The organism is Duganella sp. Dugasp78 (genome assembly GCF_059491455.1).
The window spans coordinates 3,539,941-3,554,756 of the sequence record NZ_CP168506.1 but is presented as its reverse complement, the minus strand read 5'-3'; the positions used below and the strand labels follow the sequence as shown (position 1 = coordinate 3,554,756).

Sequence of the window (14,816 nt, the reverse complement as noted above, 5' to 3'; positions counted from 1 at the left end):
CCCCGGCTGATTTATTCAGCCGGGGATTTTTCACAAAGGAAGCATCATGACTATCGATACCATCGGCTCGGCCCCTCAGGCCCGCCCAGCAGACCGCCCGGCCAGCGCCGCCGGCGGCGAGGTCGCTGTTCAGGGCGCAGCGCGCGCGCCGGCCACGGCAGTCGAAACCGCGGCCGCCGTCAAAGGCCCGGCCAACGTGCCGACGCTGGATCAGGTCAACCAGGCCGTGTCGCAGCTGAACAAGTCGGCGCAGGCCAAGTCGCAAGGCCTGGAATTCTCGGTCGACACCGACACCAAGCGGACCGTGGTGAAAGTAATCGACCAGACCACCAAGGAAGTGCTGCGCCAGATTCCCTCGCCCGAAGCGCTGGAAATCGCCAAATCGCTGGAATCGAAATCCGGCACCTCCGGCTTGCTGATCCAGCAAACCGCCTGAAGCGGCCGCGCTCGCGCGCGCCGCTTTTTCTGTCTTCATGGCATCCTGCAGGCAGGAGTGCCACCGCCGCGGATCCGACGGCCCCCGCCGGTTGCGACGCCAGGCCGCCGCCCCGCCCCGCCACGCCCCTGCGCCGCCGCGCGCTGCCGTTTTTTTCAGCTTTGCCTGAACTGGCAGGTATTTTCCCCTCTCAAGTCCGGTTTGATTCTGCCGATATTGTCTTATATTATTGCTTTACTCAGGAGCACAACGTGGGCATCTCTTCACCAGGCATCGGCTCGAACATCCCGGTCGACTCCATCGTCAGCAAGCTGATGTCGGTCGAGTCCGCGCCGCTGGCCGACTTCGACAAGAAGTCGGCCAGTTATCTGGCGCAGGTGTCCGCGTTCGGCAATCTGTCCGGCGCGCTGGGCTCGTTCCAGAGCGCGCTGGCCGGCCTGACCTCGGTCAACAGCTTCCAGACCCTGGTCAGCTCGCCCAGCGACAACACCGTGATCACCGCCACCGCCAGCAGCACCGCGCAGCCGGGCAACTACCGCATCAACATCAGCCAGATCGCGCAGGCGCAAACGCTGGCCGCGGCTGGCCAGAAGAGCACCACGGCCGCCATCGGCCTGGGCGCCAAGACCACCATCAATTTCTCGCTCGGCACCACCAGCGGCGGCACCTTCGGCATCGCCGGCACCCAGCTGGGCGCCAGCCTGTCGAGCGGCGGCCTGTCGCCGGGTTCGCTCAGCGTCAACGGCACCGCCATCGCCACCGACGGCTCCACCCGCAGCGCGCGCCTGCTGGCCGACGCCATCAACGCCAAGAGCACCACCACCGGCGTGTCGGCCAAGGCCGCCGCCACCGCCACCAGCGCCACCCTGTTCGGCGCCGCCGGCGTCTCCAGCTTCGGCGAGGTCGACACCAGCGGCGGCGGCACCTACAAACTGACGGTGGGCGGCGTGGAAATCGCCGCCCAGGCCACCGGCGTGGCCGCCGGCGCCGCCGGTGGCGTCACCGCCGCCTCGCTTGACGCGGCCCTGGCGCCCACCACCGCCGTCGGGCGCGCGCTGGCCGACGCCAACATCACCGTCACCGGCACGGCCGCCGGCGGCGACCTGCAATTTTTCAACGCGGACGGCAGCAACATCGCCATCGCCGAGGCGGTCGACGGCACTGTCACCGGCGGCATCGGCAACAGCGGCACGGCCAACATCGGTTCCAGCACCACGGCCGTGGGGTCGATCACCCTGGTGTCGGCGGACGGCAGCCCGATCACGGTGGGCGGCACCGACCCCGCCAAGGCGGGCTTCACCGCCGGCGTCGGCGGCGCCTATCTGGGCGCCAGCTTCGCGGCCGACGCCAGCCGCACCAGCGGCAACATCGTCATCGACAGCTCCAACAATACGCTGCAGGGCATCGTGGCGGCGATCAACAAGGGCAACTTCGGCGTCACCGCCAGCATCGTCTCGGACGGCTCGACCGGCACCAACGCCACCCCGAACCACCTGATCCTGACCTCGTCGGCGACCGGCGCCAGCTCGACCATGAAGATCACCCTGGCCGGCTCCGGCGGCAATCCGCCGGACGACGCGCTGGTTGCCCTGCTGGGTTACGACCCGGGCGGCGTCCAGAACCTGAGCCAGAAGGCGGCCGCGGCCGACACGCTGGCCACCGTCAACGGCATCGCCGTCACCAGTCCCAGCACCGGCATCAACGGCGCCATCAGCGGCATCAGCATCAACGCCCTCAAGGTCGGCAGTTCGTCGCTGTCGGTGAGCAAGGACAGCGGTTCCCTGACCAACTCGGTCAACGGCTTCGTCAAGGCCTACAACGATTTGAGCGGCCAGATCGCGCAGCTGGGCGCCTACGATCCGGACACCAAGACCGGCGGCCCGCTGCTGGGCGACAGCACGCTGCGCAACCTGCAGGCGTCGATCCGCCGCCAGCTGGGCACCTCGATCACCGGCTTGCAGGGCACCAGCCTGACCAATCTGTCGCAGATCGGCATCTCGTTCCAGAAGGATGGCACGCTGAGCCTGGACAACGCCAAGCTGCAAAAGGCCGTCACCAACAACTTCAACGACATCGCCGGCCTGTTCGCGGCGGTCGGCCATGGCAGCGATCCGGACGTCAAGTTCGTCAGCTCGGGCAGCAACTCCCAGGCCGGCGACTACGCCATCAACATCACCCAGCTGGCCACCCAGGGCACGCTGCAGGGCACCGCCGTGCTGCCGGCCGAAACCGTGATCGACACCGACACCACCTGGACCGTGACGCTGAACGACACCAAGCCGGCCACGCTGGCCAACACCGCCACCATTTCGCTGCCGGCCGGCAGCTACAATCCCAGCCAGCTGGCCACGCTGCTGCAATCGTCGATCAACGGCGTGAGCGCGTTTGCCAACGCCGGCGCCACCGTCACCGCCACCATCGGCGACGACGGCAAGCTCAAGCTGGCGTCCACCAGCTACGGCGCCAAGTCGAACATCCATATCGCCACCGCGACCGGCACCGACATCTCGGCCGCCTTCGGCGCCGGCGCCTCGGTTGACGGCCTGGACGTGGCCGGCACCATCGGCGGCTACACCGCCAGCGGCAGCGGCCAGACCCTGACCGGCTCGCCCGGCGCGCCGGTCGACGGGCTGAAGCTCACGATCACCGGCGACACCACCGGCTCGCGCGGCAGTTTTGGCTTCTCCCAGGGCTACGCCTACCAGCTCAACTCGCTGGCGGCGGGCTACCTGGGCGCCCAGGGCGCGATCACCAGCCGCACCACCGGCCTGAACAACACAGTCAAGGATATCGGCAAGCAGCGCGACGCCTTCGCCGCCCGCCTGACCGATATCGAAGCGCGCTACCGCGCGCAATACACGGCACTCGACACCTCGATCGCCAGCATGAATACCACCGCGTCATTCTTGACGCAACAGTTCGCGGCGCTTGCCAAGCAATAGCCGCTGACGCTTTAACAGGAGACAGAGTATGTTCGGATCGCGACAAACTGGCGTGCATGCCTATGCCAAGGTCGGTATGGAAACCGGCGTGGTGGCCGCCAGTCCCCACAAGCTGATCGTCATGTTGTTCGACGGCGCCCTGGTGGCGCTGAGCAGCGCGCTCAACGGCATGCGCAATGGCGATATCGGCGAGAAAGGCAAGTCGATCTCCAAGGCGATCATGATCATCGACAGCGGCCTGCGCGCCGCGCTCGACAAGAAGGCCGGCGGCGACATCGCCGAGGGCCTGGACGCGCTGTACGAATACATGAGCGCGCGCCTGCTGACGGCCAACCTGAACAACGATCCAGCGATCCTGGAGGAAGTGCAGCGCCTGCTGACCGAGTTGCGCGACGCCTGGAATGCGATCGCCGACACCCCTGCCGCCACCGGCATCCGCCCCACCAATCTCGCGAGCGCCTGATCCATGATGACGAGTCAAGATATTTTATCCGTGTACGCCGCCATGGCCGAGCTGACCGAACAGATGGTGCAAGCCGCCACCAGCAGCGACTGGGACCAGCTGGTGCTGCTCGAACAGCGCTGCGCCGCCCACGTGCAGGCGCTGCGCGAACAGGAGCCGGCCCAGCCGATGCAGGGCGCCGACCGCGAGCGCAAGATCAGCCTGATCCGCCAGATGCTCAACGCCGACCGCCAGATCCGCGACCTGACCATGCCGTGGATGGCGCAACTGTCCAAACTGATCAACTCCACCGGCACTGAACGGCGCGTGATTAGCGCCTACGGCAGCGTCTAAAGCAGGGGCGCGCCATGCTGCCGCCGGTTGTCACCATCCTGCCGGTCGCTCCGGCGGCCGATGTCGGCGGTGTCGCGCCGGTCGGCGACGGCCGTCAGGCGGCGTTCCAGCGTGCGCTGCAAAGCCTGGTCGGACAATCGGTCACGGCCGAGGTGATGTCCAAATTCAACGACGGCAGCTTCCTGGTCAAGGTGGCCGACAACGCGGTGCGCATGATGCTGCCGCCGGAGGTGCAGGTCGGCGCCGAGGTGCCGCTGACCGTGCTGAGCGCCAATCCCCGCCCCACTTTCCAGCTCGGCAATGGCAGTCCCGGCAGTTCGGCCACGCTGGTCTACAGCGAACCGGCCGAGGCCGGCGACGGCCTGTACTCGCCCACCCTGCCCTCGCAGGACGCGCCGGCCACACTGCCGGCCACGTCCCGCCCACCGGCTGGCGCCGCCACGCCGGGGCAAGCGGCCACGCCCGGCGCGGCCGCCGCTGAAGCGGGCCCGCCGGCCGAAGTCGATGGCCTGCCCGGCCAGCCCAAGCCGGGAACGCCAGCGGCGGCCGCAACACCGGCAGGCGCGGCGCCGGCGACGGGCGCCGCGCAAACGGCGGCCGGAGCGACAGCAACAGGAGCAGGAGCAGGTGCGGGTGCGGGTGCCGCCGCTGCGGCCGCTGAAGCCGCCGAGAACCCAGCCACAACGGCAGGCCGTCCCGCCAACACGCCGGCGAGCGCCGCCAGCGCGGCGACGCCCGCCACGGCGGCGCCAGGCGCGGTCGCCACGCCAGCCGCTGCTGCCGGTACTGCTGCCGGCGCCGCCGGTGCCGGTGCCAAGGCCAATGCCGCTGCCGGCGCCAGCGCAGCCCCTCAGCCTGGCGCCGCAGGCGCCGCGCAAACGTCCGGCGGCGCGGTCCCGGCCGACGCCGTCAAACCGCACAGCCTGGCCGCCACCTTGCTCGGCAAGGCCCCGCTGACGCCATCCAACGAATTGCCCGACCTCGACCCCGCCACGCCGCAAGCCACGCTGAGCAACACGGCCCGCGTGCTGACCAGCGTCCTCAGCACGGCGCAGGGCGGCACCGGTGCGCAACTGGCGCTGGTCGGCAAGAGCGCGCTGTTTGGCAACGCCGCGCCGGTCACCGACCAGCTGGCGCAGAAACTGCAGGACACCATCTCGCAAAGCGGCCTGTTCTACGAATCGCACGTCACCGAATGGGCCAAGGGCGAGCGCACCCTGCCCGAGCTGATGCGCGAGCCGCAGATGCAGCGCATGCTGCAAAGCGGCGAGAGCGCAGCCCGCGCCGCCGCCAACGGTCCCGACCTGAGCGCGGCGCAACTGATCAACCAGCAACTGCACACCCACGAGCAAGGCCGGGTGCAATGGAACGGCGAAGCGTGGCCGGGGCAACCCATGCAGTGGGAGATTCGCCGCGAACAGCGCGAGGGCCGCCAGGACGACGGCAAGGACGGCGCCGAGGGGGCGCCCGAGCAGATCTGGCGCAGCGGCGTGCGCTTCCGCTTCCCGATGCTGGGCGCGGTGTCGGCGGCGGTGACGCTGGTCGGCGGCCAGGTGCATATCCAGGTGCAAGCCGACGACGGCGACACCGCCGACACCCTGCGCGCCTACGCCAGCCAGCTGGAGCAGGCGATGGAGGCGGCCGGCACCCCGCTGTCCTCGCTGACCATCGCCCAGGAGTCGCCATGACCGCCGACCTGCCGCGCCGTCCGCTGCAGCAGGCGGTGGCCCTCACCTACGAGAACGGCGCCCCGGCGCCCAAGGTGGTCGCCAAGGGCCGCGGGCTGGTGGCCGAGCAGATCATCAGCGTCGCGCTGGAGGCCGGCGTGTTCATCCACGAGTCCAAGGAACTTGTCTCTCTGCTCATGGATGTAGACTTAGATCAACAAATTCCGCCGGCGCTCTATAGGACGATTGCGGAACTATTAGCGTGGCTATATCATATTGAATCAGCGCAAAAGTCTGGATTGCCGCTTCCAGCCGCGCCGGACACCAGCATTCCCCTTACAGAAATTTGACGCGAACGGCAACGATGTACCCACACTTTCAGGATGCGGAATTGGAAAACTGGCACGATTTTGAAGTCGAATCACGCAAGGAGATCATCTCCTTGCTGCGCGGTATCGGCGAAAAAAATCAGTTGATCCGCATGCTGATCCACGGCGAGGCCGACGTCTGCGTCACCTCGATCCTGGAAGTGGACGAGCAGCACAACAGCGTCTACCTGGATTGTTCCATCGACCGCGAGCAGAACAAGCGCATCCTGGCCTCGCGCCGGCTGTCGTTCGAGACCACGCTGGACAAGGTGCGCATCCTGTTTGCGGCCGACCGCATCGAGACCACGACCTTCGAAGGCAGCCCGGCGTTCAAGATCGTCGTGCCGCCGACGCTGATCCGCCTGCAGCGGCGCGAGTACTACCGCATCGCGACGCCGGTAACCAATCCGGTGCGGGTGCTGATTCCGCTGCCGGAGGAAATGGGCGGCAGCACCACCTTCCCGCTGGCCGACATCAGCTGCGGCGGCATCGCCATCCTGGACAACAAGATGATCCTGGGCGACGCCATCGGCCGCAACTACCTCGATTGCAAGATCGACCTGCCGGAAGTGGGCCAGGTGGCGACCTCGCTACAGATCCGCAACTCGCTGGACCTGACACTGCTCAACAACAAGACCAACCGCCGCCTCGGCTGCGAGTTCGTCAACATCTCGCGCGGCATGCTGTCCTACGTGCAGCGCTACATCACCAAGCTGGAACGCGAACGCAACGCCCGCATCGCCGGCCTGATCTAAACTTGCATGTTCATGATGTCGTGGTAGGCCGACACCAGCTTGTTGCGCACCTGGATCGTGGCCTGGAAGTTGATGCTGGCCTTCTGCATCGAGATCATCATGTCCGACAGGTTGACGCTGTCGTCGCCCATCGCGAATTTCTTGCCCATGTCGTCGGCCTGCACCTGGCTGGCGTTGACGCCGTCCAGCGCGTTTTTCAGCGCGTCGGAAAACTCCACCTTGGCCGCCGGCGCCGGCTCGGTCTTGATCACCGGCGGCGTCAGCCCCGGACGCGTGGCGTGCGCCTTCAACTGGGCGATCATGGCCTGGATCTGGCTACCGTCAATTCCACCTGTTTTCATCTCACACTCCATCTTGTTGCTGCCGTGGAACAAATTCCCACGACATCACCGAGCGCGGCGTTACAATACGGCACGGCTCTATCAGTGCTGCCAGAATACCAAGGGCAAGGCCAGCACCCATGGCCGAGCAGGACCGTAAACGGCGCTCTGTTTGGCCGATTGATTTGCCCGCGATCAGGCAATAATGGCTCATCCTCTCTAGAACCTCGCACCGGAAACCAACCATCATGGCCGTAGCCGAACCCATCGACAACGACACAGCAGCCGACGCCGCGGATGACGATGTCGAGAAGCTGCCCTTTATCCAGACGCCGATGGGCCGCAACTTCCTGCGCGCGGCCGGCGCGGCGGCCATCGCCGCCATCCTGCTCGGCCTGTGGCTGTGGAACAAGCCGCCCGAATACGGCGTGCTGTTCTCCAACTTCACCGACCGCGACGGCGGCGCCATCACGGCCGAACTGGACAAGCTCAACGTCAAGCACAAGTTTTCCGAGAACGGCACCGCCATCCTGGTGCCGACCGACCAGGTGCACGACATCCGCCTGAAACTGGCGGCCCAGGGCTTGCCCAAGGGCGGCAACGTCGGCTTCGAGCTGATGGAGAACCAGAAGCTGGGCGTGTCCCAGTTCCTCGAACAGGTCAACTACCAGCGCGCGCTGGAAGGCGAGCTGGCGCGCTCGATCCAGTCGCTGGCGGCGATCGAGAACGCCCGCGTCCACCTGGCGCTGCCGAAACCGTCCGTGTTCGTGCGCGACCAGCAGAAGCCGACCGCCTCGGTGATCGTCACCCTGCACCCCAACCGCCAGCTCGATCCGTCCCAGACCGCCGCCATCGTGCACCTGGTCGCCTCCAGCGTGCCGGAACTGCTGCCGGCCAACGTCAGCGTGATCGACCAGGCCGGCAACCTGATCTCCGACCAGAGCAAGAACGGCAACGCCGGCCTCAACGCCAAGAACATGGACGAGACCCAGCTCAAGTATGTCAAGGACATGCAGCTGCAAGTCATCAAGCAGGTCGAATCGATCATCATCCCCATCGTCGGCGAAGGCAATGTGCGCGCCGAGGCCACCGCCGACGTCGACTTCGCCCAGATCGAGCAGGCCGCCGAAACCTACAAACCGAACTCGCCGCCGGCCGCCTCGGCCATCCGCAGCCAGCAGAGCAGCGAGACCAACGGCAACAACGGCAGCACCAATCCGGGCGGCATTCCGGGCGCGCTGTCGAACCAGCCGCCGGGCACGGCCACCGCGCCGCTGACCCAGACCGCCGGCTCGCCGACCGGCACCGCGCCGGCGCCGGGCACGCCGCCGGGCGCGGCCGCCAACACCACGGCCACCGGCCCGAGCCACAAGGAATCGACCACCAACTACGAAGTCGACAAGACCGTGCGCTACGAGCAGCGCGGCATGGGCGGCCTGCGCCGCCTGACGGTGGCGGTGGTGGTCAACTACAAGCGCATCATCGGCAAGGATGGCAAAGTCACCATCAAGGCCTATACTCCAGAAGAGATGGTCAAGATCAACGACCTGGTCAAGCAGGCCATGGGCTACAACCAGGACCGCGGCGACGCCGTCAGCGTGGCCAATTCGCCGTTCGACGGCGTCGACAAGCCGTTCGAACCGCCGCCGGAATGGTGGCGCGATCCGGCCAACTTGCCGATGGCCAAGGACCTGGCGAAGTTCCTGATCACCGCGCTGATCCTGCTGTACATCGTGCTGCGCATCGTCAAGCCGATGATGCGTCCGGTGTTCAAGAAGATCGACGAGATCAACGCGCCGGAGCCGGAGCCGGAAGAGCCGGAGGAAGTGGTCGAGGAAGGCCCGGACGAGGCCCTCATCGCCGAAGAAGAACTGCGCAAGATGGAAGAAAACACCGTGCGCTCTTACCGCGAAAACCTGGCCATGGCCAAGAAACTGGCCACCGAGGATCCGCGCATCGTTGCCAACGTGATCAAAGAATGGATAGGCGCAAATGACTGAGAATACCGGACTGCAAAAGGCCGCCATCCTGATGCTGGCCATGGGCGAGAGCGAGGCCGCCGAGGTGATGAAGTTCCTCGGCCCGCGCGAAGTGCTCAAGCTGGGCGCCGCCATGGCGACCATGAAGAACGTGCCCCACGAGGAAGTGGTGGGCACCTTGGACAACTTCCGCGACATGGTCGCGGCCGCCTCCACCGTGGGCCTGGACTCGGACGAGTACATCCGCCAGGTGCTGACCAAGGCGCTGGGCGACGACAAGGCCTCGGTGCTGCTGTCGCGCATTTTGGGCGGCAAGGACGCGTCCGGCATCGAATCGCTGAAGTGGATGGATTCGCAGTCCGTGGCCGAGCTGATCCGCAACGAACACCCGCAGATCATCGCCACCATCCTGGTCCACCTGGAGCGCGACCAAGCCTGCGAGATCCTCGGCCACTTCACCGACCGCCTGCGCAACGACGTGGTGCTGCGCATCGCCACGCTGGATGGCGTGCAGCCGGCCGCGCTGCGCGAGCTCAACGACGTGCTGACCAAGCTGCTGTCGGGCAACGAGAACATCAAGAAATCGTCGCTGGGCGGCGTGCGCGCGGCGGCCGAGATCCTCAACTTCATGTCGGGCGAGCAGGAAGGCTCGGTGATGGACAACATCAAGAACTACGACAACGACATGGCGCAGAAGATCATGGACGAGATGTTCGTGTTCGACAACCTGATCGATATCGACGACCGCGGCATCCAGCTGCTGCTGCGCGAAGTGCAGTCGGAAATGCTGATCATCGCCTTGAAGGGCGCGTCGCAGGAACTGCGCGACAAGATCTTCAAGAATATGTCGGCCCGTGCGTCGGAAATGATGCGCGAGGACCTGGAGTCGAAAGGCCCGGTGCGCCTGTCCGAAGTGGAAACCCAGCAGAAGCAGATTCTGCAGATCGTCCGCCGCCTGGCCGACGAAGGCCAGATCGTGCTTGGCGGCAAAGGTGAGGATTCGTTCGTCTAATGTCTCTGTTACCCAAAGAACAGCAGTCGGCGTTCCAGCGCTGGGAGATGACCTCGTTTGGCGACGAGCGTCCCAGCGTGCTCGCGCTGCGCGAAGCCGAACAGCGCGAACGCGACGCCGAACAGGCCCAGCTGGACGCCGAGCAGCGCGTGCAGGAGGCGCTGCAGGAGCAGCAGGAGGCGCTGGAAATGGGCCCGCCGCTGCCGCCGCCGATGGCCTACCCCACCGTTGAGGAACTGGAAGCGATCCGCGAGGAAGCCCGCAAGGACGGCTACGACGAGGGCCATGCGGCCGGCCACGCCGACGCCATCGAGGCCGGCAAGCTGGTCGCGGCCGAGGAGCTGGAACACCTGCGCAGCCTGGCGGCCAGCTTCAGCCACTCCCTGCAGGACGCCGACCAGCTGATCGCCAACGACGTGCTGGAACTGGCCTTGCAACTGGCCAAGGGCATGCTGAAGAACGCGCTGCAGGTCAAGCCCGAGCTGATCCTGCCGATCGTGCGCGAGGCCATCGAATACCTGCCGGTGCTGCAGCAGCCGGCACTGCTGGTGCTGCACCCGGACGACGCCGCCGTGGTGCGCGGCGGCATCGGCGAGGAGCTCGACAAGGGCGGCTGGCGCGTGGTCGAGGACCCGCAGATCGGCCGCGGCGGCTGCAAGGTCGATACCGCCAGCAACCAGATCGACGCCACCGCCGCCGCGCGCTGGCAGCGCCTGAGCCACGCGCTCGGCAAAGAAGTGGACTGGCTGGCCTGACATGGATGCCGCCGCTCCCTCCGTCCCCGCCAGCCCGCACGCCGGCCGCTGGAAATCCTATCTGCACGACTGCGGCGCGCTGGTCGGCTTCGTCGAGCCGATGCAGGTGTCGGGCCGCGTCACCCGCGTGGCCGGCCTGGTGATGGAAGCGGTCGGCCTGCGGCTGGCCGTGGGCGCCGCCTGCACCGTGCCGCTGCCGTCCGGCGGCAAGATCGAGGCCGAAGTGGTCGGCTTCGAAGGCGACAAGCTGTTCCTGATGCCGCAAAGCGATGTCGAAGGCGTGGTGCCCGGCACCCGCGTGTTCCCGGTCGAGCCGGCCATCCCCCGGCCCGGCACCGTCAACCACCCGCGCCGCCGCCCCAGCGACCGCGCGCGCCACCTGCCGGTCGGCCCCGAACTGCTGGGCCGCGTGCTGGACGGCGCCGGCCGCCCGCTGGACAACCTCGGCCCGCTGCATGCCACCGACAGCGCGCCGATCAACACCCGCCCCGCCAACCCGCTGGGCCGCGCGCCGATCACCGAAACGCTGGACGTCGGCGTGCGCTCGATCAACGCCATGCTGACCGTCGGCCGCGGCCAGCGCATGGGCCTGTTCGCGGGCTCGGGCGTCGGCAAGTCGGTCCTGCTGGGCATGATGGCGCGCTACACCGAGGCCGACGTCATCGTGGTCGGCCTGATCGGCGAACGCGGCCGCGAGGTCAAGGAATTCATCGAGCAGATCCTGGGCGAGGAAGGCCTGGCGCGCTCCGTCGTCGTGGCGGCCCCGGCCGACACGCCGCCGCTGATGCGCCTGCAGGGCGCGGCCTACGCCACCGCAATCGCCGAGCACTTCCGCGACCAGGGCCAGAACGTGCTGCTGATCATGGATTCGCTGACCCGCTACGCCATGGCGCAGCGCGAGATCGCGCTGGCCATCGGCGAACCGCCGGCCACCAAGGGCTATCCGCCGTCGGTGTTCGCCAAGCTGCCTATCCTGGTGGAACGCGCCGGCAATGGCGAGATGGGCGGCGGCTCGATCACCGCCTTCTACACCGTGCTGACCGAAGGCGACGACCAGCAGGACCCGATCGCCGACTCCGCGCGCGCCATCCTCGACGGCCACATCGTGCTCAACCGCCGCCTGGCCGAGGCCGGCCACTACCCCGCCATCGACATCGAACAGTCGATCAGCCGGGCCATGCACTCGATCACCTCGCCCGAGCACCAGACCCGCTCGCGCCACCTGAAGCAGCTGTTCTCGCGCTACGAGCGCAGCCGCGACCTGATCAGCGTCGGCGCCTATGCGCCGGGCAGCGATCCGGTGCTCGACCAGGCCATCCAGTTGCATGACCGGATAGAGAATTTCCTCCAGCAGCAAATCACCGAACGGGTGACCATGGGCGAGAGCTTGGCCCAACTTACCTCTCTATTCGACTGATTGCCGCTCACAACAGCGACCTATAATTGACGCATCATGGCTTCCAAAGCGCAACTTGAAACACTGATGGACCTGGCGCGACGGGAATCCGACGACGCCGCCAAGCGGCTGGGCGCCGCGCTCAAGGCGGTCGACGAGGCCAGGCAAAAGCACCAGATGCTGGTCGGCTATCGCGAAGAGTATGCGAAACGCTTCGAAGCGTCGCAGGCGGCCGGCATCACGCCCATGGCTTACCGCAATTTCCAGGCCTTCATGGAAAAGCTGGACGTGGCGGTCAAGGGCCAGCTGGACATGATCAAGCACGCGGAATACCGCGGCGAGCAGGAAAAGGCCGCCTGGCAGGCCAGCGAACGCAAGCGCATGTCCTACTCCACCCTGAACGACCGGGCGGCGGCCGAGGCGCTCAAGCTGGAAAACAAGCGCGACCAGAAGCAGATGGACGAACACGCAGCACGGCAGGCCTACTACAAACGCTGACCTCTTTAGACGCAACCAACCAACACGGCGCGATCATGCAAACCCAGAATCTCCAAATTCCTACTCTGAACGCCAATGCAGTGGCGGCGCCCAAGGTGAACCTGAATCTGAATGCCGGCGGCGCCGACAATGCCTTCCAGCGCGCCCTGTCGCGCGAGATGGACCAGCGCCAGGCCAACGCCGGCGGCGGCAACGCCACCAACAACGCCGCTATCGGCGCCAAGGCGCCTGAGCGTCCCGCCGCTTCGCGCTCGTCCGCGCCCAAGCAGGCGGAGCAGGCCAAACCCGCCTCGCCGCAAAACCAGCAAGCCGACGCGGCCGACAACAACCAGGCCGTCGCCAGGAACGACACCCAGGCCGCACCGGCCGCCCCGGTGCCGGCCAAGAGCGCCGCCAAGGACAGCGACGCCAGCGCCGACGAGACTGCCGCAGACAGCGCCGCCAACGATGCCCAGGCCGCCGCCCAGGCCGATCCGGTCGCGGACATGCTGGCCCTGGTCGCAGCCTTCAACCAGCCGGCAACGCCGGTGGCCGCGCCGGTCGCCAGCGCGGCCGATACCTCGGCAGCCAGCGCCACCGCCGCCACCGGCGCCGTGAGCGCCGCCGACCTGGCAGCCCAGGCCGCAGCTGCAGCCGCCGCCGCGACCTCCGCAGCAGCCGGCGCCGCCACCGACGAGGCAAGCACCGCAGTGGACGCCAAGCCGACCACCGCCCTGCCCATCGCCGCCACGCCGGACGCCGACCCGCTGGCCCCCGACACGCTGAAAACCGCCCAGAGCGGCGCCGACGCCAATGCCGCGGCCGATTTCAAGGCAGCCCTGACGAAAGCCGGCTCGACCGTTCAAACCGCCGCCGACGCGGCCGCAGCAGCCGCGGCAGCCGCCAAGGCCGCCACCGCCGCCAGCACCACAACCGCCGCCACGGCCGTGGCCGTCAGCGCCGCTGCGGCCAAGCCGGTAACGGCCGACAGCAAACCGGTCAGCGCCATCCCCGACGGCCCGGTCATCGATACCCAGACCGACACCACCGACGCCGCGCCGGCCGCGCCGGCCGAACCGGCCGCGCCGATCAAGGCCGGCCCCGGCATGGAAAACCAGGACCACGTGGCCCGCGCCACGCCGCGCCAGGCCGATCCGCTGCAACCCGTCTTCAACGGCAAGACCACCCAGCCAACCGAAGCGGCGCCGGTGCTGAAGGAAGCCGCGCCGGCCATCACCATCGCACCGAGCGCGCAATCGGCGCTGGAAGCGGCCAAGACCGCCATCACCGCCGTGCCGACGGACAAGCTCAGCAGCCGTGTCGGCACCCAGGCCTGGGATCAGCAACTGGGGCAGAAGATCATCTTCATGGCGGCCGGCGGCGAGCAAAGCGCCACCATGGAATTGAATCCGCCCGACCTCGGCCCGCTGCAGGTGGTGCTGAGCGTGAACAAGGACCAGGCCACCGCCGCCTTCAGCTCGGCCCAGCCGGAAGTGCGCCAGGCGCTGGAAGCGGCCATGCCCAAGCTGCGCGAAATGATGAGCGAGGCCGGCATCCAGCTGGGCAACGCCACCGTCTCGGCCGGCATGTCCGACCAGAACAACGGTTTTAACCAGCAGGCCAGCTCCGCGCAGAGCGGCGGCCAGGGCGGCGGCAACCGTTCCGGCGCCAGCTTCGGCGGCGACAGCGGCGCCACGATCGAGGCGCCGCGCAGCGCCCCGCCGGTGCGCCGCGCGCCGGCCGGCGCGGTCGACACTTTCGCCTGATCCCGCTGCGGCCCCAACGACAACCGGGACCGGCCACCCTGCCTCCCGGTTTTGTTGTTTATTTCGATACGGAAACTTCAAGCAGCGCCCGGATCGCCCTTCTTTTCGACGTATGCTATGCCGCAGTCCCAACCGATAATGACATAA

The 14,816-nt window shown here is 67.5% G+C and carries 14 protein-coding genes; 13 read left to right on the top strand and 1 reads right to left on the bottom strand.

Translation table 11 applies throughout. The features are described 5' to 3' along the window. Positions 1 to 46: 46 nt before the first annotated feature. The 7 genes from ACEN9O_RS15735 to ACEN9O_RS15705 all read left to right on the top strand — a co-directional run bounded on the left by ACEN9O_RS15735 (position 47) and on the right by ACEN9O_RS15705 (position 6,964). Positions 47 to 436, top strand: a complete 390-nt coding sequence (locus ACEN9O_RS15735; protein WP_495612818.1) for a flagellar protein FlaG — start codon at positions 47 to 49, stop codon at positions 434 to 436. Positions 437 to 687: 251 nt separating this feature from the next. Beyond that, a complete protein-coding gene (gene fliD, locus ACEN9O_RS15730) occupies positions 688 to 3,378 on the top strand; it encodes a flagellar filament capping protein FliD (RefSeq protein WP_495612817.1) in 2,691 nt (896 codons plus the stop codon). A gap of 28 nt (positions 3,379 to 3,406) precedes the next feature. Further along, a complete protein-coding gene (fliS, locus tag ACEN9O_RS15725; RefSeq protein ID WP_495612816.1) occupies positions 3,407 to 3,841 on the top strand; it encodes a flagellar export chaperone FliS in 435 nt (144 codons plus the stop codon). Between the two features lie 3 nt (positions 3,842 to 3,844). Further along, entirely contained in the window at positions 3,845 to 4,174 is a 330-nt protein-coding gene (locus ACEN9O_RS15720; protein WP_495612815.1) for a flagellar protein FliT, read from the top strand. 14 nt (positions 4,175 to 4,188) lie between these two features. Continuing rightward, positions 4,189 to 5,862, top strand: coding sequence for a flagellar hook-length control protein FliK (fliK, locus tag ACEN9O_RS15715; RefSeq protein WP_495612814.1), 1,674 nt, complete (start codon positions 4,189 to 4,191; stop codon positions 5,860 to 5,862). Then, positions 5,859 to 6,191, top strand: a complete 333-nt coding sequence (locus tag ACEN9O_RS15710) for an EscU/YscU/HrcU family type III secretion system export apparatus switch protein (RefSeq protein WP_495612813.1) — start codon at positions 5,859 to 5,861, stop codon at positions 6,189 to 6,191. Before fliK ends, ACEN9O_RS15710 begins: the two co-directional genes overlap by 4 nt. Before the next feature lie 14 nt (positions 6,192 to 6,205). Continuing rightward, positions 6,206 to 6,964, top strand: coding sequence for a flagellar brake protein (locus ACEN9O_RS15705; RefSeq protein ID WP_495612812.1), 759 nt, complete (start codon positions 6,206 to 6,208; stop codon positions 6,962 to 6,964). Here the strand turns inward: ACEN9O_RS15705 and fliE are convergent. Continuing rightward, positions 6,961 to 7,305 (bottom strand): flagellar hook-basal body complex protein FliE, encoded by a 345-nt coding sequence (gene fliE, locus ACEN9O_RS15700; RefSeq protein WP_495612811.1) that lies wholly within the window; start codon positions 7,303 to 7,305, stop codon positions 6,961 to 6,963. The genes ACEN9O_RS15705 and fliE overlap by 4 nt on opposite strands. Positions 7,306 to 7,532: 227 nt before the next feature. Between fliE and fliF the strand changes: the two genes are divergently transcribed. Genes fliF through ACEN9O_RS15670 form a run of 6 tightly spaced genes read left to right on the top strand, consistent with a single transcriptional unit; the run spans position 7,533 to position 14,669 of the window. Next, positions 7,533 to 9,284: a flagellar basal-body MS-ring/collar protein FliF gene (gene fliF, locus ACEN9O_RS15695; protein WP_495612810.1), complete on the top strand. Its 1,752-nt coding sequence runs from the start codon at positions 7,533 to 7,535 to the stop codon at positions 9,282 to 9,284. After that, positions 9,277 to 10,275, top strand: a complete 999-nt coding sequence (gene fliG / locus ACEN9O_RS15690; RefSeq protein WP_008451337.1) for a flagellar motor switch protein FliG — start codon at positions 9,277 to 9,279, stop codon at positions 10,273 to 10,275. The genes fliF and fliG overlap by 8 nt, the downstream gene beginning before the upstream one ends. Next, positions 10,275 to 11,030, top strand: coding sequence for a flagellar assembly protein FliH (locus tag ACEN9O_RS15685; protein ID WP_495612809.1), 756 nt, complete (start codon positions 10,275 to 10,277; stop codon positions 11,028 to 11,030). Before fliG ends, ACEN9O_RS15685 begins: the two co-directional genes overlap by 1 nt. Position 11,031: 1 nt before the next feature. Then, positions 11,032 to 12,447, top strand: coding sequence for a flagellar protein export ATPase FliI (gene fliI / locus ACEN9O_RS15680; RefSeq protein WP_495612808.1), 1,416 nt, complete (start codon positions 11,032 to 11,034; stop codon positions 12,445 to 12,447). A 36-nt stretch (positions 12,448 to 12,483) separates the two neighbouring features. Further along, a complete protein-coding gene (fliJ, locus tag ACEN9O_RS15675) occupies positions 12,484 to 12,924 on the top strand; it encodes a flagellar export protein FliJ (RefSeq protein ID WP_495612807.1) in 441 nt (146 codons plus the stop codon). Between the two features lie 35 nt (positions 12,925 to 12,959). Next, the gene (locus ACEN9O_RS15670) at positions 12,960 to 14,669 is read left to right on the top strand and encodes a flagellar hook-length control protein FliK (RefSeq protein ID WP_495612806.1); all 1,710 of its coding nucleotides are present in this window, start codon (positions 12,960 to 12,962) and stop codon (positions 14,667 to 14,669) included. Positions 14,670 to 14,816 lie beyond the last annotated feature (147 nt).